This window comes from Chamaesiphon sp. OTE_75_metabat_556 (assembly GCF_031378165.1).
GTDB lineage: Bacteria > Cyanobacteriota > Cyanobacteriia > Cyanobacteriales > Chamaesiphonaceae > Chamaesiphon.
The window spans coordinates 1-22560 of sequence record NZ_JANNDR010000379.1 but is presented as its reverse complement, the minus strand read 5'-3'; the positions used below and the strand labels follow the sequence as shown (position 1 = coordinate 22560).

At 49.7% G+C, this 22560-nt stretch carries 23 protein-coding genes; 7 read left to right on the top strand and 16 right to left on the bottom strand.

From position 1 onward, the window contains the following. Positions 1-38: 38 nt before the first annotated feature. Positions 39-524 (bottom strand): hypothetical protein, encoded by a 486-nt coding sequence (locus RMO27_RS15380; RefSeq protein WP_309734052.1) that lies wholly within the window; start codon positions 522-524, stop codon positions 39-41. Between the two features lie 251 nt (positions 525-775). After that, on the bottom strand, positions 776-973 hold the full coding sequence (locus tag RMO27_RS15375; protein ID WP_309734050.1) for a hypothetical protein: 198 nt from the start codon (positions 971-973) through the stop codon (positions 776-778). Between RMO27_RS15375 and glgP the strand changes: the two genes are divergently transcribed. Further along, entirely contained in the window at positions 951-3509 is a 2559-nt protein-coding gene (glgP, locus tag RMO27_RS15370; protein WP_309734049.1) for an alpha-glucan family phosphorylase, read from the top strand. The two genes, RMO27_RS15375 and glgP, sit on opposite strands and share 23 nt — an antisense overlap. A gap of 312 nt (positions 3510-3821) precedes the next feature. Next, a complete protein-coding gene (locus RMO27_RS15365) occupies positions 3822-4292 on the top strand; it encodes a hypothetical protein (protein ID WP_309734046.1) in 471 nt (156 codons plus the stop codon). 71 nt (positions 4293-4363) lie between these two features. On the opposite strand, the gene trmD is transcribed toward RMO27_RS15365, so the two are convergent. The 5 genes from trmD to pdhA all read right to left on the bottom strand — a co-directional run bounded on the left by trmD (position 4364) and on the right by pdhA (position 10299). Next, positions 4364-5074, bottom strand: coding sequence for a tRNA (guanosine(37)-N1)-methyltransferase TrmD (gene trmD, locus RMO27_RS15360; protein WP_309734041.1), 711 nt, complete (start codon positions 5072-5074; stop codon positions 4364-4366). A gap of 49 nt (positions 5075-5123) precedes the next feature. Next, positions 5124-5819: a dethiobiotin synthase gene (gene bioD, locus RMO27_RS15355; RefSeq protein ID WP_309734039.1), complete on the bottom strand. Its 696-nt coding sequence runs from the start codon at positions 5817-5819 to the stop codon at positions 5124-5126. Positions 5820-5858: 39 nt separating this feature from the next. Next, positions 5859-8171, bottom strand: coding sequence for a protein kinase domain-containing protein (locus tag RMO27_RS15350; protein WP_309734037.1), 2313 nt, complete (start codon positions 8169-8171; stop codon positions 5859-5861). A gap of 126 nt (positions 8172-8297) precedes the next feature. Continuing rightward, the gene (locus tag RMO27_RS15345) at positions 8298-9002 is read right to left on the bottom strand and encodes a hypothetical protein (RefSeq protein WP_309734036.1); all 705 of its coding nucleotides are present in this window, start codon (positions 9000-9002) and stop codon (positions 8298-8300) included. Between the two features lie 265 nt (positions 9003-9267). Beyond that, positions 9268-10299, bottom strand: a complete 1032-nt coding sequence (gene pdhA, locus RMO27_RS15340; protein WP_309734034.1) for a pyruvate dehydrogenase (acetyl-transferring) E1 component subunit alpha — start codon at positions 10297-10299, stop codon at positions 9268-9270. Positions 10300-10353: 54 nt separating this feature from the next. Between pdhA and RMO27_RS15335 the strand changes: the two genes are divergently transcribed. From RMO27_RS15335 to RMO27_RS15315, 5 genes are all read left to right on the top strand, one after another. Then, on the top strand, positions 10354-10482 hold the full coding sequence (locus RMO27_RS15335) for a hypothetical protein (protein ID WP_309734032.1): 129 nt from the start codon (positions 10354-10356) through the stop codon (positions 10480-10482). Between the two features lie 219 nt (positions 10483-10701). After that, on the top strand, positions 10702-13233 hold the full coding sequence (locus RMO27_RS15330; protein ID WP_309734029.1) for an IMS domain-containing protein: 2532 nt from the start codon (positions 10702-10704) through the stop codon (positions 13231-13233). A gap of 145 nt (positions 13234-13378) precedes the next feature. Next, positions 13379-14314: an AEC family transporter gene (locus RMO27_RS15325; protein ID WP_309734027.1), complete on the top strand. Its 936-nt coding sequence runs from the start codon at positions 13379-13381 to the stop codon at positions 14312-14314. A 330-nt stretch (positions 14315-14644) separates the two neighbouring features. Continuing rightward, positions 14645-15052: a phosphomannose isomerase type II C-terminal cupin domain gene (locus RMO27_RS15320; RefSeq protein ID WP_396133723.1), complete on the top strand. Its 408-nt coding sequence runs from the start codon at positions 14645-14647 to the stop codon at positions 15050-15052. Positions 15053-15135: 83 nt separating this feature from the next. Further along, positions 15136-15492: an iron-sulfur cluster assembly accessory protein gene (locus RMO27_RS15315; RefSeq protein ID WP_309734025.1), complete on the top strand. Its 357-nt coding sequence runs from the start codon at positions 15136-15138 to the stop codon at positions 15490-15492. Between the two features lie 129 nt (positions 15493-15621). Here the strand turns inward: RMO27_RS15315 and leuD are convergent, their stop codons facing one another. The 9 genes from leuD to RMO27_RS15270 form a co-directional block, all read right to left on the bottom strand. Continuing rightward, positions 15622-16215, bottom strand: coding sequence for a 3-isopropylmalate dehydratase small subunit (leuD, locus tag RMO27_RS15310; RefSeq protein ID WP_309734023.1), 594 nt, complete (start codon positions 16213-16215; stop codon positions 15622-15624). An 83-nt stretch (positions 16216-16298) separates the two neighbouring features. Then, positions 16299-16691 (bottom strand): RidA family protein, encoded by a 393-nt coding sequence (locus tag RMO27_RS15305; RefSeq protein ID WP_309734021.1) that lies wholly within the window; start codon positions 16689-16691, stop codon positions 16299-16301. 28 nt (positions 16692-16719) lie between these two features. Further along, complete coding sequence (locus RMO27_RS15300; protein WP_309734018.1) at positions 16720-17361, bottom strand: Uma2 family endonuclease; 642 nt, start codon at positions 17359-17361, stop codon at positions 16720-16722. Between the two features lie 48 nt (positions 17362-17409). Then, the gene (locus tag RMO27_RS15295; protein ID WP_309734016.1) at positions 17410-18009 is read right to left on the bottom strand and encodes a hypothetical protein; all 600 of its coding nucleotides are present in this window, start codon (positions 18007-18009) and stop codon (positions 17410-17412) included. Between the two features lie 163 nt (positions 18010-18172). After that, the gene (gene leuC, locus RMO27_RS15290; RefSeq protein ID WP_309734015.1) at positions 18173-19579 is read right to left on the bottom strand and encodes a 3-isopropylmalate dehydratase large subunit; all 1407 of its coding nucleotides are present in this window, start codon (positions 19577-19579) and stop codon (positions 18173-18175) included. 93 nt (positions 19580-19672) lie between these two features. Further along, entirely contained in the window at positions 19673-20503 is an 831-nt protein-coding gene (locus RMO27_RS15285; RefSeq protein ID WP_309734013.1) for a sulfite exporter TauE/SafE family protein, read from the bottom strand. A 167-nt stretch (positions 20504-20670) separates the two neighbouring features. Beyond that, a complete protein-coding gene (locus RMO27_RS15280) occupies positions 20671-21300 on the bottom strand; it encodes a class I SAM-dependent methyltransferase (protein ID WP_309734011.1) in 630 nt (209 codons plus the stop codon). Between the two features lie 297 nt (positions 21301-21597). Continuing rightward, the gene (locus RMO27_RS15275; protein ID WP_309734009.1) at positions 21598-22356 is read right to left on the bottom strand and encodes a DeoR/GlpR family DNA-binding transcription regulator; all 759 of its coding nucleotides are present in this window, start codon (positions 22354-22356) and stop codon (positions 21598-21600) included. Then, positions 22350-22560: hypothetical protein (locus RMO27_RS15270; protein ID WP_309734007.1), on the bottom strand; the 211-nt coding region annotated here is incomplete at its 5' end. The genes RMO27_RS15270 and RMO27_RS15275, both read right to left, overlap by 7 nt.

The window sequence follows — 22560 nt, the reverse complement described above, 5'->3', positions numbered from 1 at the left end:
TATCAACTATCAACTATCAACTATCAACTATCAACTATCTACCGATACTCATATTTAACCACCACCGGCTTCACCGACTCTGGAACGAGCGAGTCAGCGCTCTGGGTGGAAATTTCGTGGGAAAATTGCTTAGATTTACCAGGCTCGATATCGATATTGACGGGAATGATTGCTTGCTTGATCGAGATATCTTTGGAAACAAACTTGGCCACAATGTAGTAGACATAGTGAGTTTGGTCGCTGCGATTATTGATGGAGCCGGAGACAGTCAGGAGCGATTTATCCGAACTGGTTCGTGTCACATTGATGTACTGTAGTCGCAGATCTTTGTCGCTTTCTAAATCGATCGAATTGGGGACTGAATTTTGAGCCAAAAGCTGTGGTGATCGTCGATCGCGGGCGATCTGCCCAGTCGCGATGGGCGCATGCTCCAGACTGAATCCTCTGGCTGAAGACCGGACATCTAGCAAGCTCCAGATCGCACCGATCGACATGATGACAGACAAATATTGACCGATCTTCATATAGCGTGTGGTGTTGAGAGATGTGTGTCTTAGCATACTAATTATCTTAATCTGTTTACTTTGGCGATCGGGGAATCGAGCACAGCTTCCGCATATTGGCTGGACTTCAATCTAAGACTTTTGTCATAGATCTCACTTGGCAAAAATTCACAAAATTGAGCGATATGTGTGCTCTCTTAATTTGTACCCATTTAGACAGCCAGAATGACGATCGTCCGCTAAAATTTAGGTTAGAGGTGAAGTAGATCCACTCAAACTTCACCGACCGACACGACCGCAGATCGCTGCACGCGGCGCATCTCGATCGGACGGGAGCCATCAAACCACAGCATTAACTTGTGAAGATATTGTGGAGAAAATTGTGCCGATCGACCAAGGTGGGTAACAATGAGAGATTGAGGAATTAATTGCCGAGGAAGTTTATTGATGCAGCCGATTCGTACGTTCAACGTTTCTCCGTCCCTACCAGCCTCCCTCGAACCCCTACGGCAGCTTGCCTATAATCTGTATTGGGACTGGAACACGGAGATCAAAGAATTATTTAAAAGACTTGATCGCGATTTGTGGGAAGCCACTCGTCACAATCCAGTCGCCCTACTCGCCAGAGTCAGTCAGTCCCGATTGCAAGAAGTTGCAGCGGATGATGGTTTTATCGCCCACATGGAACGGGCAGTGGGCGAACTCAATACCTATCTGCACGACCGCAGTTGGTACAAACACAAGCGCGCCGACAAAGTTGGCAAAGAATGCTTTGCCTATTTTTGTGCCGAATTTGGATTGGTAGACTGTCTGCCGATTTATTCAGGCGGCTTGGGCGTGCTCGCTGGGGATCACCTAAAATCAGCGAGCGATCTGGGTTTGCCCCTAGTCGCAGTTGGTTTATTGTATCAAAAAGGCTATTTTGCTCAGTATCTCAATGCTGAAGGCTGGCAACAAGAGCGGTATCCAGTTAACGATTTTCACAACATCCCCGTCCAACTCGAACGCAAGCCAGACGGCTCGGAATTGCGGGTGGCGGTGGAGTATCCCGGACGCATGGTCTACGCCCGCGTGTGGCGCGTCCAAGTGGGCGTCGTGCCCCTCTATCTACTCGATACCAATATCGAGCCAAATAGTGCCTACGACCAAGATATTACCGATGCTTTGTACGGTGGTGACTTAGATACCCGCATCCATCAAGAAATCATGTTAGGGATCGGCGGTTTCCGCGCCCTCGAAGCGTTGGGACACAAGCCCAGCGTTTATCATATGAATGAAGGCCACTCTGGCTTCCTGATTTTGGAGCACATGCGAGTGCTGATGCAGCGCGATGGGCTGTCCTTTGTCGAAGCCAAGCAAGTCGCTCAATCCACCCAGATTTTCACGACACATACGCCAGTCAGTGCCGGATTCGATCTGTTCCCACCCGACAAGACGATGTACTATGTCGGTCACTATGCGAGCGTCTACGGACTGAGCAAAGATGACTTCATGGGCTTGGGACGGGAAGATGCAACGGCACTAGAATCGCCGTTTAGTATGGCTGCCCTCGCGATGAAGACTTCCAGCTTCGTCAATGGTGTTGCCAAGTTGCATGGCGTCGTCTCGCGGGAAATGTTCCAGAATATGTGGAAAGATGTCCCGATCGACGAAGTGCCGATTACGTCGGTGACCAACGGCGTCCACGCTCGCAGTTGCGTAGCCAAATCCGTTCAGGAACTCTACGATCGCTACTTAGGCCCCGAATGGTCGGAACGCTCGATCGAAGACCCGATTTGGCACAAAATCGATGCGATTCCCGATGAGGAACTGTGGCGCAATCACGAGCACAGTCGCTCGGAAATGGTCGTCTACGTCCGCGAGCGGATTATCTCTCACCTCAAAGAACGCGGTGCGAACCTCTCCGAAATCGATCGCGCGCATCAAGCTCTCGATCCGAGTGTGCTGACGATCGGTTTTGCCCGTCGGTTTGCGACATACAAGCGCGCCACCCTATTCCTGCGGAATCTCGATCGGATCAAAGAGATCATGGTCGGCAATAAAGGTCGCAAAGTCCAATTTGTGATCGCGGGTAAAGCCCATCCCAAAGATATCCCTGGTAAAGCGTTGATCCGCGATATCGTCCACTTCACCCGCACCGAAGGGATGAACTCGGTCGTGTTCGTGCCCGACTACGATATCTATGTCTCGCGAGTGATGGTGGCTGGTTGCGACATCTGGCTGAATACCCCCCGCCGTCCCCACGAAGCCTCCGGTACCAGCGGCATGAAAGCGGCGATGAATGGCTTGCCCAACCTGAGTATTCTCGATGGCTGGTGGGATGAAGCTGACTATGTGAAAACTGGTTGGCCGATCGGCCATGGCGAACTCTACGCCGATGAAGCCTACCAAGATGAAGTCGAAGCCAATTCATTCTACGACCTCTTGGAACAGGAAATCGTCCCCCTCTTCTACGATCGCGACAAAGAAGGCTTACCGCGTAAATGGGTCGCGAAGATGAAAGATGCCATCCGGCTCAATTGTCCGACCTTTAATACCGCCCGGATGCTGCGCGATTATGCTACCGTCGGTTACTTCCCCGCCAGCGATCGCAACCATGTAGTTACTAGCGAGCATTATCAAGCTGGTAAAGATCTCGCTCACTGGAAACAAAAGATGCTCAAACATTGGAGCGATCTCAAAATCCACACGGTCGATGTCTCTGCGCCAGAGGACATTAATGTCAATCAGTCGATTTCCGTCAAGAGCCTGATTCAACTCGGCAACTTAGAACCCCACGATATCCAAGTCGAACTCTATAAAGGGCCAGTCGATACCAACGGAAAAATTACCAATGCCGATACAGCGGTGATGACCTACCAAGGTCGCGATGGTGCGGGTAATAGTCTCTATACCAGTGAGATTGCTTATTCTGCCAGCGGCTTGCAAGGTTTATCGCTGCGAGTCTTGCCTCACAATGCCAACATGAGCAATCCCTACGAACTAGGGTTGATTCAATGGGCATAGGTTAGGGATTAGGTTTTAGGCTTTAGATTTTAGGTCTTAGGTCTTAGGCGTTAGGTTCTCAAAAATGAGGTGTTGCGGCAAGCTGCAACACCTCATTTTTAGTTGAGGGACTAACATTCATATCTCAAAGCCTTTCCTAAAGCCTAAAATCTAAAGCCTAAAGCCTTTCCTAATGCCTAAAAATTTAATTTGGAACATTCCATAATCTCCTCGCGTCAAGCTTTGTAACCAGGGACACATTATCACCTGAAGCTCGATCTCTATTTAGATAGCGATAGTTGAGCAAATCTACTTAATAACGGGAAACTCAAAATGAAAAAGAATATTGTTGCATTAGTTATGCTCTGCTCTTCGGTTGTCGCTCTAGGCATGAGCGCACCGGCAAAAGCAGAAATGGGTAAAAATACAATCGGACCATCCTTGTCTATCGGCGGTGGACGCACTACGATTGGAGTTGATTCTAAATTTGGTGTGAGCGACAATCTCTCGATTAGACCATTCATCTACTTCCCTAGTGCTGGTACTGTGTTCGGGAGTGGATTAACTTATGATTTCAACCTCTCCAATACTGGGAACCAAGTTCAAATTACTCCCTTCCTCGGTGCGACTGTATCGATCGGCAGCCCTAACAATGGTGGCCCTAGTGAGACTACTGTTGGCTTCACTGGTGGTGCAGATTTTGCAGTTACCGATAGCGTCGAACTTAGAGCTGGTCTAGATGTACCTTTGAGTTCCAACAATGCTTCGACGATCGTCAGACTCGGTGCTGGTTTCCGTTTCTAAGTCTAAAAATTATTACCACTAAACTCCAACTCAGATTGGAGTTTAACTAATCGAAAATCGTCCTTCTCTAACTATAGAGAAGGATTTTCAGTATCGGTTTTTTCCAACCATTTCGTGTAGAGATCGGGACGTTTAGTTTGAGTCCGATCGAGTTGTTGCTGATGTCGCCACTGGGCAATTTTCTGATGATTGCCCGACATCAAGACATCGGGCACGCGCCAGCCGCGAAATTCTGGGGGACGGGTATAGTGGGGATAATCGAGCAACCCATCCTCAAAACTATCAGCATCGATCGAGGCAGTTTTACCGACGGTACCAGGTAGCAATCGGATAATCCCATTAATCAATGTCAATGCCGGAATTTCGCCACAAGTCAGGACAAAATCACCCAAGGAAATCTCGCGATCGACAATGTGCATTACTCGCTTGTCGATCCCTTCATAATGACCGCAGATTAATACTAATTGGTCGTAATTAGTCTGCAACTCATGAAATAAAGCGCGATCGATTTTTTCACCCTGGGGACTCATCAATAGTACCTGTCGTCGCGGTAAGATCGGCAAGGATTCAACGGCAGCAAAGATCGGCTCTGGTTTCATCACCATCCCTACGCCACCGCCATAGGACTCATCATCGACCTTCCGATGGCGATCGATCGTAAAGTCGCGCGGATTGGTAAAATGTACCGACGCGATTTGTTTGGTTAGAGCTTTGCTGAGTAAGCCACAGCCGAGCGGGGATGTGAAAAATTCGGGAAATAAGGTAATTAGGTCAAAACGCATCGTCAATTCTCGATCAGATTAGTGATGTAACCGCCGCTGAGATCGGCTTTCAGGCAGCAGCTAATCCGAGCGAGGTAAGATGTGGCAGTAAGATTTCTAATTCGAGATCGGCAGCGGCGGCGGCGAGTAAATCCAGATCGTTGAGATCTGGGAGATAGGGTAGGCAACCGAGGACGGGGGTGCTAGTGAGCGATTGAATTAAGTCTGCTGGGGCTAAGTTGGCGATTTCAGACGCAGTTAGCGGCTGAGGGCAGTTGAGCACGATCCCGAGTAACTGGACATTATATTGTCGGGCGAGTGCGACATTAGCCACCGCCGCACCGATCGCGCCGAGTTGGATGGGTACTACCAAAACTGCTGGCAATCGCCAATCGCGGGCGAGATCGGCGACGACGAGTTCGGCGGTGATCGGCGTCCCCAAACCACCGATCGCTTCTACTAAGACAAAATCATCCTGTTGGCGCATTTTGGTGAGTGCTTGCCAAGCCATACCCAGATCGATCTGGACACCAGCTAGGGCGGCGGCGATCGGTGGGGCGAGCGGCTGCTCCAAATAAATCGGGTTAATCTCGGCAATCGCTCGATCGAACAGGCGAGCATAGAACTCGCGATCGCCCACACCGCATTGAATCGGCTTGAGAATGCCCCAATTTTGCTGCGGGTGATATTTGCGGGCATAACTAGCTAATGCTGCTGTGAGGACGGTTTTACCCGCCTCTGTATCCGTACTGGTAATCAGAAGCATTTAACTTGGCTGGTATGGGGCTGGGAGATCGGGGCGAGCCTAATCTGGATCGATGTTGCTAGCGTTAGTTGGCGGAGCGGTTTGTCTGCTCTCGGTGCGATTGGCCGGAGTGGTAGTTTTGGCGGGAGGTACGGGGATGCCGATCGAGGGTTCGGGTTGGGGCGTGTTAGTCGGTTTATTGCTCTCCCCATCCGGTTTTGGAGTGGAACTCGGTTTTGGTTGTTCGGTGTCGGTCTGTCTGCTGCGACGTGGCGTCGGTGTCTCATTATTGTTGGTATTGACCCGCCGGCGACGGCGACGCGGAGTCGGTGTCTCATCGGTGTTTGGTTCGACCCGATTGCGACGTGGAGTGGGCGTCTCTGCGTTGGTTTCGACCCGGCGGCGGCGGCGACGTGGCGTGGGTGTCTCTGCACTGGTTTCGACTTTGCGTTCTTTGACGGTCGGGCTAGCTTCTGGCTGCAGCCTGCGGCGTCTGCGGTTGCGGGTCGGTTGTGCCGATGGGGTGGGACTAGTAGTGGGCACGACGATCGGGATTGCGGTTGGTGCCCCGATCGATGGGTCGGTGCTGGGCTGAGTAGAATTATCATCGTTGGTGCCATTCTCACCAGGAGTGGGAATGCCTAATGGCGGTGTCGCTCCCGGCGAGGGGGTAGCTCCGGTGGTGGGGTTTGTGCCTGGGGCTGGTGTGGTAGTGCCCGCCGGTGATGGCGATGCCGAAACTGCAACTTGGGTGACACTCAACTTATAAGGAAAGGCATTGCCAGCCAAACCCTTAATCGGGCGTAATTCGATCGTGTATTCCCCATCGGTCGGGATTTGGCCGCGCCAACCCACGACCCGATCTGCTTGAGAGTCGATCGCGGTACCCGTTGGTGACAAGATCGTCATCAGGACTTGTTGTGCTGTTGGCGAGCTGCCAGGAATCGAGACGGGCGGGTTGGTAGTGGCTGGGGTGGGTTTCGAGCTAGGGCTGGGATCGATCGGGGCGATCGGGTTGGGAGCCGATCTGGCCGGATCTGTAGCAGACAGGGGCTTACTCGGATCGGCAGTCTGACTGGCAGGCGAGACTAGTTGGATATCGAGATTTTGACCGGACACGGCCGCGATCCGGTATTTCACGGGCGTCGTTGCATCGACGGTACCTTCTTTCAGGATCGGTCGATCCAGTTCGGGTTGAATCAGATCGCCACTAGCCGTCGGACTGGGACTGGTATTATCGGTCGGAATCGTCGGATTATTAAAGTCGATTTGCTTGGGTGGCGTAGTCGCCACCGGATCTGCTGCTGGGCGGTGCAAGAGCTGACTGACACCAAACCAGGAGCCGATTCCGGCCAAAAGGGAAATCAGTAAGCCAGCGGGGATAAAGACGCGGGGCTGTTCCCAGATCGACTTGGCATGGAGATTGGACATTCTCGATCGATCGCCAGGATCATTTGGGAGATTCGGTTTAGCACCGACGGCGACGGTGGGAATGGTCGATGGACGATTCGCTGGGAAAGCTGGATCTGACTGGGGTGGCATATCCAGCGATTGGAGCGTGCGATTGACTTCGACGGCGGATTGATAGCGGTGGTTGGGATCGAGACTCAACATCCGGCCGAGGACATTGGCAAAATCATCGCCGATGGTCGTCCACTTCCGCCACTCCCAGTTGGGGAGATGATTTTCAAACAGCGCGCTGGGTTCTTTGCCAGTCAATAAGACGATCGCCGTGACAGCCAGGGCGTAGAGATCGCTATGGGGATAGACTTGGCCCGGTTGGAGTTGATCGATCGGGGCGTAGCCAGGTTGGCCGATCTCTAGCGGCTGGCTGCTAGGATCTGCTTGGAGTTGATGGGCAAATTCTTTGACTATCCCAAATGAGATCGGGACGGGCAGTAGATCGCGATCGCGGTAGATGATATTTTCGGGAGCCAGGTTGCGATGCACTACCCCTTGGCTGTGGAGATACCCGATCGCGGGGAGGACTTGGACTAAAAATTGCCAGACTTCCGATTCACTAAATGCGGTCGTGAGATCCCGACGCTCGTTGAGGAGCTGTGCGTAGGTCGATCCTGGGATATAGTCTCGCACTAAAAATAGCCGATCGAGATCGGCAAATGTCCCCCAAAACTTCGGCAACTGGGGATGCTGGAGCCGTTCGAGGAGCTTGACTTCTTGCTCGAACAGCTCTTTGGCTTTGGCTACGACGGTGGGAAATTGACTGGACGGAACGATCTCCTCGATCGCGCACTCGGTATCGCCCCGCTCGCGATCGGTTGCGAGATAAAGCCGCCCCGAACCGCCATCATCCAGCAGGTTGAGGATGCGGTAACGTTGTTGCAAAAGAGTATCTGGGGCAAGTGGTAACATACAAGTTGCGCGCTCAAAATTACAGCGATCGAAACTGAAACCGTTAACCCTAAGGCTGGGGATTAAAGATTGTCTGGACGATAAGTTAATGCCGATGGAGTCAATTGGGCCTCATTGCCTATCCTACTATTTTATGACCGATTGTGGGCGCGATCGACCCGGACGATCGGGACTCGGCGGCTTCACTTGCGGTAGCTGCGGTTTTTTCGGTTGCCGCCGCTGAATAATGACGTCGATCCCAGATCGATCGAGATAAGGACTGAGGAGTTTGAGGGCTTGGGCGGGAAAGGCCGAGTTACTAATATATTCGGTGGTGCGATCTTGATCTTGGTGTCGCAGTGTCACTTTCCACGGCACATAATGATCGGCTTGGGATTGCGAACTAAAAGTTATCTGTTGACGATTGACGGTAACTTGAATTTGGATCGAAGGATAGTTATCGCTCAAATCGAATCGCGGTTGATAAGTACCGACTTGCAGTGGCGTTTTGGCTAAGGTGGCCAGAAACTGAGCGGTAACTGCTGCTGGAATTTGGACTTTGGTGGTTTGCTGTTGGTGAATTCCAGCCGCACCATAACCCCCGACAGCGATGTGCGAGTTGCCAACTAGTTTTTGTCGATCGACACGCAGTTTTGAATGCCGTAAGATTGGCGTAATGTCCGAATAGCCATTCCAATCATTATAAATTTCGACTGTTTCGGCTCGCCGCACTGCGGCCAGCAGCGGTGAGGTGTCTGGCGGCTGACTCTGTGCCGATGACTCGATCGACAAATGATGACAACTACTTGCGAGTAGTAGTGACCACAATAAAGGTGACGCTTGTTTGTACATAGGCCAAATTTATAGCTATTTAGCCATTCGGATCGGTGACATCAGTCTGTCGATCGACAAGAATTCACTCGTCGGTCGTCGTTAGTTAAGCTGCAACCGATTCAGCTCACAGTTTAACTTACGGCAGCCACAGTTTTGATAAAGGGGCGACAGCGATCTCTGTCGTAGCCGAGCTAGAGCCGATCGAGATCGAGATCGAGATCGAGATCGAGATCGGGACAGGAATTCCTGTCCCGATCTCAACGCTGTCAACGATCGAGAGCCGCTAATCTTCAGCAAAGATATAGCGACGGAGTTCGCTGGGATCGGGTTCGGGGCTATTTTCGGCAAACTCGACCGAATCATCGACCAAATCTTGAATTTCGCGATCGAGTGCGGTCAGTTCCGCCTCAGTCGCCAAACCTTCTTTGAGCAAATAGGCAGCCAATTTCTTAATCGGATCGCGAGCGAACCAGAAATCTTTCTCCTCTTGGGGGCGGAGTTCGTCGGGATCGGCCAAGGAGTGGCCGCGAAACCGGTAGGTGAGGGCTTCAATTAAAGTTGGCCCCTCGCCAGCTCGCGCTCGCGCTACCGCCGCTTTGGCGACGTTATAGACAGCGAGGACATCCATGCCATCGACTTGGACGCCGTGCATCCCAAAAGCCGCACCTTTAGTATAAATTTCGGGTACTGAAGTCGCCCGTTCGTGGGACATCCCGATCGCCCACTTATTATTCTCGACGACATACAGCATTGGCAATTTCCACAACGCCGCCATATTCAGGCATTCAAAAAATTGACCGTTATTGGCAGCACCATCGCCGAAGAAACAAGCCGAAACCAGATCGGAACTCGCATCGCCCAAAGCCTCGCGGCGATATTTACTCGCAAACGCCGCGCCAGTAGCGACCGGAATCCCTTCGGCGACAAACGCATAACCGCCCAATAATCGATGTTCTTTGGAGAACATGTGCATCGAACCGCCGCGCCCTTTACTACAGCCAGTCTCCTTCCCAAACAGCTCCGCCATTACCTCGCGCGCGGGGACGCCAGCACTGAGGGCATGAACGTGATCACGATAAGTACTCGAAACATAGTCCTGTCCGGGACGCATCGCTTTGATCACGCCGGAAGATACGGCTTCTTGACCGTTATACAGATGGACAAAACCAAACATTTTGCCCCGATAGTACATCTCCGCACATTTGTCTTCAAAGCAGCGACCGAGAATCGTGTCACGGTACAACATCAAGCCTTCTGCTTTGGTGATTTCTCCCGACTTTGGCTCAAATGCGGGTAGAGTTCTCTCTTGAACCATTAGTTTGTTTTATCCACTTGTGTGCGATCGATATTGTCGCCTATTTAGGGTGTAGTGACTAGCCCCATGCCAGAAATCGATCGGGCGTTACTAGATGGGGGCGATAGATTAGGTACAGAAAAAACAGGGCAGATAAGTTATTGCCAACGATCTCCCGTCGTCCCTTGGCTGGCGATCGTCTAAACCACCAGACCGAGCATCGCTATTCCTAAAACTGTGATGTTATGTTATGTTTGTTCGTAAGTTTTTTAAAATACGGAATGTCTGCTCTGCTGGGCGCATCGAGCATCCACTCCTTAACTCCCAGAGCGCGGTGTCATTTTTAAATCTCGTTCGACAAAGTCGATTACTCAATCGCTGATAACTGGATAACTGTGTCGTTCATCGTGTATTAGGTAAACTGTGCGAATCCCGCTGGACTATTATCAGATTCTCGGCATCCCGGAGAGCGATCTCTCAGAGCTAGAGCAAGCGTATCGCGATCGCTTGCTCCAATTGCCGCAGCAAGAATATTCGGATGCCGCGATCGAATCTCGCAAACGACTGATTACAGTAGCCTACGAGGTACTGTGCGACCCCCAGCAACGGGCGATCTACGATGCAACTCAGATCGTCTCGATCGCGGCAGCGGCCGAAAATACCGCCACTAGCAATGGTAATTTAGCTCCGGCTCCGGCTCCGGCTCCGGCTCCGGCTCCGTCCCCTTTTTATCGTCGGCGCGAACTAGATATCGCCCCGGAACACTTTTTAGGCGGCTTGCTGATCTTATTTGAATTGGGCGAGTACGAAGAAATCAATAGTATTTGTATGCCCTATTTGGGGAACAACGGGCGCAGTAGTAATAGTGGCAGCCTGCATCCGCCGCAACTACCGATGTCAGTAACTCCGAGTGGGAACATCATCGAGCCAAAAGCCAATCGCAACGAGCCATTGACATTGGCCAAATTCAAGCACGCGCACAATGGCACCCATGCGATCCCGCTCAAGCCAGACATCGTCCTGGCGATGGTATCTTCCTTCTGGGAACTCGGCGAGCGCGAATGGCGCGATAGTTGTCATGAAGAGGCCGTCATTCATTATGAAACTGCCAAAAAGATTCTCGTTCAAGAAGATTTGTTTCCCCAGATTCAGGGGGAAGTCGAGCGACGGCTCGATCGATTGCAGCCCTATCGGATCTCCTCCCTCGTCTCGTTACCACTCGATCGGCACGAACAGCGGCGACGGGGGATTCAGTTTCTAGAAGAATTATTGGAAAGTGCTTGCACCAATGAAGTCAAGTGCCAAGAACGCTTCGCCCTCAACAGCGAAAGCACGATTCCCTTCATTCATGAGACTTTACCGCAGCTGACGGCCGCCGAACAACGCAATTTATTCAGTCAGGTGGCCAGGGATTCGCATCAATTAGGCACGAAATCGCTCAATGTGATGCAATTGGCCTGTACGTATTTGCATGTCCATGCGCTGATTGCGCAAGGCTTTGCCTACCGCAATCCCCAACTGATCTATACCGCCCAGCAAATCTTGCAGTATCGACTCAGTCACCGGATGGATTGTTCGATCGAGCAAGCAATTTGCGCGATCCTGCTGGGACAAACCGAAGAAGCCGATCGCTTACTGGCGGCTGCGCCCGAATCCGGCTCCTTAATCGCGATCCGGCAGCAATCGCAAGGCTTGCCCAATCTCCTGCGTGGTTTGTGTTGGTATATCGAATCTTGGCTCAAAGATGAAGCCTTTCCCTGTTTTCGAGACTTGGTAACTAGCGATCCTTCGCTCAATGCTTATTTTAGCGATCGAGATGTTCAGGATTTTGCCGATCGAATGCCCACCCAGGACAATCCCGCTACCAGTTGGGAGAAATCCGTACCCCAAGTGATCGATGTTCCCCCTTCTGGCGATCTGTCTGGTACATTTAAATTATCGCCAGCAGACTTGCAAGCCGCTGAGTCAGCGCAAGCACTACTAGCTTTGGCTAGTAATCGCCGCAATAGTAGCTTGACGCCCGCATGGCAACCACCAGCAGATCGACTGGGCGGCAATCGGATCGTCCCCGCAGTCCGCGTCGAGCAGATCGCACACCCAGCCACCGCCCCGCTCCCGACCGCAGCACCCGACGATAACAAAGTGATCCAGTTGGAGCGCGAACGCCAACGCCGCCGTTCTGGCCCTACCGCTCGGACGATCGACGGCCAATTTGAAGAAACCTTCCTCCAAGTGCCAACCGGGCTACCCCTCGAAACCAACAGTCAGTTGGTGACGGCTAATAAATCGGGACAGTTGACCGCACGCCCCGCCGGAACTAGTACCATCGTCCGCCCGCGCCGTACCCGTCGTTCGCCCAACATCCCCCGCATTTTATTGGTCGGTACGGGTGGTGTCACCTGTCTGTGGGGGACGATTTGGCTGGTAAATACCGCGATCGGGAGCATGTTCAAACCGCCCGCACCAACCTTAACGGCAACTGTTACGCCCAGTCCTAGTGTCACCACAAGTGCCGCACCAACCCGCACGGCAGTAGCAACCCAACCGCGTCCGGTACCACCAGGAGTACTGACTAATGATGTCGCCACCGCAGTTGTCAAAAAATGGTTGAGTGCCAAGACTAGTTCCCTGAGTCCGCAGTATCAAGTCGATCGCTTGAAAGATGTGCTCGTCGAACCCGCTTTGTCGGGTGCAGTAGAGCGCGCCCAATTGGCCAAAACTCAGGGCATCCATTGGCAATACCAGCACCAACATATTGGGATCGCGGCGATCTCGCAAACCAATCCCCAAGCCAATACAGCTAATATCCAAGCTAAAGTGGAAGAAGATGCCCAATACTATGAAGGGGATAAATTGAATCCGGCGCGTTCTTATTCCAAACAACTCTTGGTTGAATACAATCTCGTCCGCCAACCAGATGGTTGGTATATCAAGGACATGGGTGTAGTGAAATAGTTGGGAGTTTCTGTACCACTGGAGGGGAGTTGGGAGCAAGACAAGACTTAAATCTCCAAGATCGGATCTCATTCCTTAACTTCCCCGCTTCACCCTCAAACACCCTCCACAAGTAATCTAATAATTCCCGCTCGATTAACAATTCATGCTCGATCGTCTCGTTCAAGCTTACACGCCCCTAATGTTTTGGACGGGGTTGGGCATCTTGATGGTGAGGTTTTTGCCCACCACTTTTCCATATTGGTTGGGACGCGGACTATACTGGGTCGGGGTGCCGATCGAAATTTTTGCCCTCGCCCGTCAAACCACCTTTGACGAACGCGCCCAACTGGCACTGACAATCACGATCGGGTCGCTACTGCTCGGCTTGGGGCTAGGTTGGCTGAGTCTGCAAATCTGGCAAAGAATTCAACCACAAGTAGCACCATCCGCCCCCGCACTTCAGGGGAGTTTGCTGTTGTGTTCGATGTTGGGGAACACTGGATTTGTGGGTTTGGCGATCGTCCCCTATTTTGTCTCGGCGACGGATCTCAGTTGGGCAGTCATCTATAGCGTTACCCAAAATGTGTTTGGTACCTATGGTTTGGGCGTATTAGTTGCTAGCTATTACGGTCGGCAAGGTAGTGGTACCAATCGGTGGTGGCTGCAGTTAAAAGATCTATGTTCTGTACCCTCGTTATGGGGCTTTGCACTGGGTTGGCTGACGCGGAGCATAGATTTCCCTGAATCGGTCGAATCAAGCCTGCACGCCTCGATTTGGGTGGTGATTCCAGGAGCCTTTATTTTGATGGGCATCCGGCTGAGTCAGATCCAAGGCTGGCAAAGTCTCAAACTCGCACTGTTACCAGCGATCCTCAAAACGATCGTGATGCCCACCCTCCTTGGTGTCGGGATTACGATGATGGGACTGCGTGGCGATCCACGCTTGGCACTAGTATTGATGTCGGGGATGCCTTGTGCCTTTGCTGGGCTAATTCTGGCTGAAGAGTATCATCTTAATGGCAATCTCGTTGCCAGTAGTATTATCGTCAGTACCGCGCTGTTTCTAGTGATGATTCCAGTCTGGCTGTATATTTACTAAGGCGATCAAGAAATTGCGATCGGCGAGCTATGCTGAATCAACAAGAGAACGCTATGATGCTAGCAAGATCTGATGCCGATCGTGATCAGATTCGATCTCGAAATTTATTTGTAATATAATTTAGACGATCAGCACTGTTGACTCTAGAACGGTGCCGATCAATTAAATAACGCTCCTAAAATCGATCGCACTACGTATCGAGGATCGTTTTAAGATCGCCGACTCGGTATATTTGGCGATTCGGTAACGATCGCGACTTTGATAGAGTAATTATTGGTTAGCCGTTGAATTCCCAGCTATCACCCGATTGACTCGCTACTTTCTAACATTATGAATCAAACAAAAACTCCCACTGTAATGCCGACTTCACCCATGAGCGCAAATTCTGTTGCCGCTACAGAATTACGTCCTTGGGGTTCGTTTACGATCTTGGAAGAAGGCCCCGGACACAAAATTAAGCGGATCGAGGTTAAACCTGGACATCGGCTGAGCCTGCAAATGCATTACCACCGGAGCGAGCACTGGATTGTCGTCTGTGGCACAGCAATGGTCACTTGCGATGACAGAAAAGAGATTTTGCACAGCAATCAATCTACTTACGTACCGGCTTGTACCAAGCATCGCTTGGAAAATCCTGGGGTGATTCCCCTGGTCATTATTGAAGTGCAAAATGGTGAATATTTGGGCGAAGATGATATCGTCCGGTATGAAGATGACTATGCTAGAAATAGTGGTTGAGATCTTAGTTGTTAGCGATCTCCATCCCACTCATACGCCAGAGCGGCAGTGGGATGATCATCTATTTGGGAGTGTTGATCGAGATGGAAATTAGTAAGGCGGCAATCGCCGAAATTCACAGAATGCAATCGGTTCGCCAGCGATTCGATTGCAAGTTTCGGATCGGGTTTACCCCTGGGGGCTGCGAGCATTTTTACTATAGTGTCGATCTGACTGACGCGATCGCGGCTGACGATCGCTTATTGGAAGTCAACGGGATTGCAGTAGTAATCGATCGACAACAACTCGCACATTTAGAACGGCTGAAGCTAGATTATTCTGAAGACCTCATGGGTGGAGGTTTCCGATTTGAAAACCCGATCGCGACGCATGTTTGTGGCTGCGGCAACTCATTTGCGATCGCCAATGTCGAGTCAGAGCGGTGGCAATTGCCGACTTAAATTAGTGAATAGTGGCAAGTGGATAGTGGATAGTTGGGAGATTTAAAGAAATAAGTAAATCAATCTACCTCTTTCTTTGCATATTTAAAATCTACTATTCACCATCCACTATTCACTATCCACTATCCACTATCCCCAAGCAACATAAGGCAATTTACTAGCTGTAACCTTAGTCTCGCTGAGATTGGCAACTAATTGGCCGCAGGCGTCCCAGGTGCCGTTGGTGAGTTGCTGGCGGGCACCTTCACCGATCGAGACTGGGGCAGTAAAGTCGCCACATTGTACCTGTAAGGCTTTTAGATCGACGGTAATCGGAGTTTTGGGGTGATCGCGCAACAGCTCTTGCAGACGGGTGGTGGTGGCAGCATCAGCGGTGAGACAAGGGATGCCCATTGCGACGCAGTTGCCGAAGAAGATTTCTGAGAAGCTTTCGCCGATGATTAAGTTGATGCCCCATTTGGCGAGGGCTTGGGGTGCGTGTTCGCGACTCGAACCGCACCCGAAGTTGCTATTGACGATGAGGATATTTGCCCCTTGGAATTGGGGTAAGTCGAAGGGATGTGCGCCTTTGAGCTGGGTGCGATCGTCTTCAAATACGCTAGTACCTAAGCCGTCGAAGGTGACGCAGCGCAGGAAGCGGGCGGGGATAATTCGATCGGTGTCGATATCGTTGCCAGTAAGGGGGATGGCGGTACCGGAGATGGTGGAAATTTGGCTATTCATAGTTCAGGGGATAGGGGATAGGGAGCAATCCCCTCCGAGGAGGGGTGCCCAAAGGGCGGGGTGGGTAAAATCTGTGCTAATTACTAATCCTGCAAGATCGCTTCAGCTTCGATTTCGATCAGGATGTCGGGGGAGATCAGGCGGCTGACTTCTACCATGGCGGTAGTGGGGCGGATTTCGCTGAAGAATTCGCCGTGGGCTTTGCCGATGAGTTCCCATTCGTCGATGTTCGTGCAGTAGATGCGGGTGCGAACTACGTCGTTGAGGCTGGCTCCGGCTTGGTGGAGGGCGGATTCGATATTGAGGATGATTTGTTTGGTTTGGGCGTAGACATCGCCGATACCAACTAATTCGCCTGCGGCGTTGGAGGCAGTGGTACCGGAGACGTGGATGGTGTTACCGATTTTGACGGCACGGGAGTAACCGATGATTGGTTCCCATTTCGATCCGGTAGAAATATTCTGACGTTGTGACATAATTTTTAATTAGTGAATAGTGGATAGTTTAAGTTTGGAATTCACTCATTAGCCATTTGCCGATTTGAGATTGGTCTTGTTCTTTGCTGAGATTTAATGCTTCGGTAATCGTGGCGATCGATAAGTTCGGCAATACTAGGGAAATATCGATTCTGCGGCTACCTCGATCGAACATTTCAAACGCATATACTTGAGAATTTTGCACATCTACTACCCAATATTCAGAAATACCCATTTCTTCATATAACAAACGTTTCGCACCGAGATCGTCTTCAAGAGTAGTATTAGAAATCTCAATGACTAGGTTTGGAATAGCTTGTTCATCTAAATTAACCAGAGATTTACCAACGGGTGCTAATCTCGCTCTTTCTCCAGTGTAATAAGATAGATCTGGTTGGCATTCTCTGATTTCAGTTTTACGATAGGTACAGTTATCGAAGCCATTAATTGCAATCCCCCCGATCGTACAAAATAGATTGACGGCAAATGTGAGAAGTACATGATATCGAGAGTGGTCTGCACCTGTGGGCATATCTTCAATCCTCATGTAGCCGCTATAGTAGTAGCCTTGATGTTGTTCATGTTCGGGTGAATCGATTGTATTTACGTATGTATCCCAATCAGATTTTAGCCAAGCGTTGGCTTTTAGTTTCTCTTGTAATTGAATCATTCTAATAACCACCTATTCAGATCGAGTCAATATTAAATATTCTCTGCATTATGGAGATGAATTACCAAATAAAATAGCTAAGATTTTATCGATTTCTTTAATGTAGTAATCATTAGAATCGATAAAGGCAATTTGCCCTTGCAGCTTTAAAAACTTCCAATCCATTCCAGTAGTTACAGCACCATATAGAGTATCAGTCGGATTCCCTTCTTTTTGATTGAACAAACGAGCCGCAAACATTGTCGCAATACATTGGCCTAATCCACTGGGAATACTTTCATTTTTTGCTTCGACGATCGTCAGAACAGGGCTAGCAATATAATATTGTTCTGGCGATCGACTCAAAATAAAATCACACCGACCATCTAAACCTTGACTCGGATCGACTTCAAAGCTGCTACCAGAGAAGATTGAAATTTGGTTTTTTAGTAATCGCCGAACTTCCATTAGAATTGGCATAATGACTAGTTCTGATCGTGCTTTTTCAGTGTTAATCGCACTAGCTAACGGAATCTGATCTTTGAGTACTAGTGATAGTAATTCGCTAGGCTGAACTGGGGTAATGTCCGCAAATAAATCTTGTGTTTCATCTGTAATAATTGCAAAGTCAGATTTAACTTTGCTCAGGGTGAAATTACTATATGCCATGTTGATTTTACTCGATGTGCAAACCTATTCATATATGTCATAGGGGCGGGTTTATGCTAACCAGTCAAGATTTGTACCAATAAATCTCAAACAAACCCGCCCAACCCCACCAATAACAATTGACTGTGGAATTACCGTATTTCACCAATCGATTATTACTATTTTAATTCATCAATTCCCGCACGTCGGTAACTTTCCCAGTCACCGCCGCCGCGATTACCATTACTGGCGACATCAATAATGTCCGCCCCGAAGAAGAACCTTGACGACCTTTGAAATTACGATTGGAGGATGATGCACTGATTTGTCGTCCGACTAATTTGTCGGGATTCATCGCCAAGCACATCGAGCACCCAGCCTCACGCCATTCAAAGCCGGCGTTTTTAAAAACCACGTCTAACCCTTCGGCTTCGGCTTGTTTTTTCACCCGCTCGGAACCAGGAACGATGAAGGCTTTGACGCCGGTGGCTACCTGTTTTCCGGCGGCAAATTTGGCGGCTTCGCGTAAATCGGTGATGCGTCCATTGGTGCAACTGCCGACGAAGCAGACGTCTACTTTAGTGCCCAGAATTGGTGCGCCTGGGGCTAGATCCATATACTGGTAGGCTTCTTCGGCGATCGCGCGTTCGTCTGCGGGCATTTGGGCTGCGGTGGGGATGGGTTCGTCTACGCCGATACCTTGCGCGGGGGTAATGCCCCAGGTGACTGTGGGGGCAATTTCGGCAGCATCGAAGACGATGACATCATCGTATTCGGCATCTTTGTCGCTCCGCAAGCTTTCCCACCAAGCGACGGCTCGATCCCAATTCGTCTTTTTGGGTGCAAAATCTCGTCCTTTGAGATAATCATAAGTGACTCGATCGGGATTGATATACCCACAGCGCGCGCCACCTTCGATCGCCATATTACAGACGGTCATTCGAGCTTCCATGTCCATCTGCTCGAATGTGGTGCCAGCAAACTCGTAGGCATAACCCACACCGCCTTTGACGCCAAGTTTACGGATGATATGTAGAATTACATCTTTGGCATATACCCCAGGTTGGAGGGTGCCATTAACTTCGATTTTACGGACTTTTAATTTACCCAGAGCCAGGGTTTGGGAAGCTAAAACATCCCGTACCTGAGAGGTGCCAATTCCGAAGGCGATCGCACCAAATGCGCCGTGAGTAGAGGTGTGACTATCCCCACAGGCGATCGTCATTCCTGGCTGTGTCAGCCCCTGCTCAGGCGCAATTACGTGGACGATCCCTTGGCTGCCAGAACCGACGTTGTAGAATCTAATTCCATGCTCTTTGGTGTTATTTTCCAGGTGTTGCATCATCTCTTCGGCAAGGCTATCGGCGAGAGGGCGCGATTGGTCTTCGGTGGGGACGATATGATCGACGGTGGCGACGGTACGTTCGGGATAGGGGACTTTCAATCCGCGATCGCGCATCATCGCAAAAGCTTGGGGACTGGTGACTTCATGGATCAGGTGCAAGCCGATGAATAGTTGGGTTTGTCCTGATGGTAATGTGGCGACGGTGTGTGCGTCCCAGACTTTATCAAATAATGTATTTTTGCTCATGGTTTTAATTAGTGGATAGTGGGTAAAGAGTAGGGTGTGTTACCGCGCAGCGTAACGCACCAAAGGGGTAGGTTGGGTTTCTAAAATTTAAATCTAGCCATGAATAAAAAAGTAAGTAGTCATAAAGATCGCAACGATCGATACAAATCGCCGAATAATTTGTGATGGAATCTGGCGGGCAAAGTTGGCGATAAAATAACCACCTAAAGCACCACTGATCGCCATAATAATTGTTTGCTGCCAAGCAATGATACCTGCAAATAGAAACGGGACGATCGCGATACCATTGATACAGGTTCCTAGCCATGTTTTTAGGGCATTCATGGCATGAATGTTTCTAATGTTGAAAAAGGTGAGACTTGCCAACATCAAAATCCCAATACCCGCACCGAAGAAACCACCATAGATTGCGATTATGAGTTGAGCGATAACTAGATAAGCTAGCGGTATCGACTTGGGTGCATTTGCTCGATTCTCCGATGGAGAGGCTTCGCCAACGAATGATTTTAGCCATTGTTTAAAAGATTCTCCGAAGATAAATACAATAGTTGCCAGTAATAATAAATAGGGAATTAGCTTTTTAAAAATATCAGCAGATGTATAGAGTAACAAAATCGAGCCGAGCAATCCACCCACTAGACTAACAGTACTCAAAATTAGCATAGTTCGCCGTTGGCGGAGCCTCTCCTCTGGAGAATCGACATCCAAATCACGACGGTAGGCACCTGCACTTGCCAAACTAGCCACCCACAGGGCAGTATTGTTGGTAGCATTAGCCGCGATCGGCGACATACCAGTAAAGATTAGTGTCGGAAAGCTAATGAAACTACCGCCACCAGCGACAGCATTTAGTCCACCAGCGATAAAAGCAGTAGCAAATAACAATAAACCATTGAGATCTGTGAGTGGTGGTGCGATCGGCATATATTTAGAAAATGCCTCCGAATAAATTCAGGGCTATTGTTGCAAAGTCCGCGAAGGTGAACTAGTTAATTAGTCTGCGAAGGCAGACTTTGCATCATGAGCGGCGGTTTCTAACCGCTGAGATCGTCGGTAACAAACTAGATTAATCGATCGCGATTGCTAGTCAATTAGCTAGATTTGATCCCAATTAATAAAGCTAGCTCTAACCATTTCCAATAACAGTCTACATCTGCAAATCCAATCTCCCTTAGATATCCGAGTTGAGTTTCGACATCGAGCAATTTATTCGATGGATCTTCATTTTCAGGCGTATATCCAATCTTGGTGAGAAACTGAATGTGAATCTTTTGATTGGGCGAAGCAACGTGTTCGAGATTGGCAAAGACACCGCCAGGAGTTAGTAGATCGAATATTTCTGTATATAGAGATTGCTTGCGATCGTGAGTGACATGATGAATGGCAAAACTCGAAACGATCGCATCAAACTTGCCGAGATCTGGTAATCGATCGTCCAAATTATGACTGATAATTTCAATAGAATTATCATCCTGAAATCTCGCGCTGGCTTTTTCCAGCATTACTGGTGAAAAATCCAAGGCAACCCCCGTCGCTGAAGATCGATCGATTTTGAGTAATCCCATCAGTCTGCCGTCACCAGTACCCAGATCGAGAATCCGCTGGGCTGCGGTGGGGATGTAGTCCAGTAAGACAGCTTCACCCTCAGTCCGATGGGGAATACTATCTGCTTTGGCTAGATAGCCGAGGGCATGTTCGGTGGTAGACCATAGATTCACCATATCGCTGAATTTCGGTAATTAATGGTGGGTGTTCTGTCTTCTTAACTATAGACAAGAAAATTAGTGCTTGTCCAATATATATTAGTATGACGATCGATACTTTTAAAGTATTAATTACTGATTCGTTATCGACCCCCACGATTTTCCATTCGCCATAGATAATCGCGGCGATTGACAACTCCCCAAGCAGAAAGTCGGTTGCGAAACCACTTAATTTGCTTAGTTGATGGATAGTCCGATCGACTAGATTTAGGAACCATTTGTGGCGATTTCATCGAATTATTTATCGGTGATCGATTAGTTCTCTTGAATAATTGTGATACCCAAAGCGGCATAAGTTGCCAATCGAAGTCGATCGACAGTAGGTGCCGTGACTAAATAAGTTAGAGCCTGAATCGTATCGACGACATAGTTAGAAGCCGTATCCAATTTGGCTTCCGTCGCTAACCCGATTACTTCCGCCGCACCGGCAATCATCGCTTTTTTGACGTGCGCCTCATCGAGATTCGCAACGCTAATCCCCACTTCTGGATGCAGACTACATACACCTAACATGCAGATATCGGCTCTAATCGATCGCAAGGATTCGATCGCCGTTGTACCAACATTTACCAGAGCCGTCTTGTATAGCCGCCCACCTAACATAATCACTTCAATTCGATCGTGTTCGGCAAGTGCTAGAGCAATTGGCGGACTATTAGTAATCACCGTCGCCACTAAGTCTAATGGTAAATGGTGGGCGACTTGTAGCGTCGTCGTGCCCCCATCTAAGATTACCACTTGCCCAGGACGAACTAACTTGGCTGCTGATTTGGCGATCGCTTCTTTTTCTTTTGGTGCTTGTTTTTGCCGATCTGCATAACTGGCGGTGGCGGGTGAAGTTAGCAGTGCGCCACCATGTACTCGCTGCAATAATCCGGCTTCGGCTAGTTCTCTCAAGTCACGACGCACGGTGTCTTCAGAAACTTTGAGTTCGTTACTGAGTTCGGAGGAGAGCACCTTCTTATTGCGGTGGAGAATTTCGAGAATAAATTGTCTGCGCTCTGCGGTTAGCATCGGTCTTTTGCCTGAAACTGCGGGTTTGGTATTGATAATGCCTGTTTGTTAGTATATACTCTTTTTAGTGCTGGTTTTCCGGTGTTTATTCGCTGGGGATCAATGAAAAACGCATTTTCACGCAAAAATAAAATCAGATATTCGGTTGTTGGGGTGTGGCGGAGATCTACCCACCCCGCCCTGACGGGCACCCCTCCTCGGAGG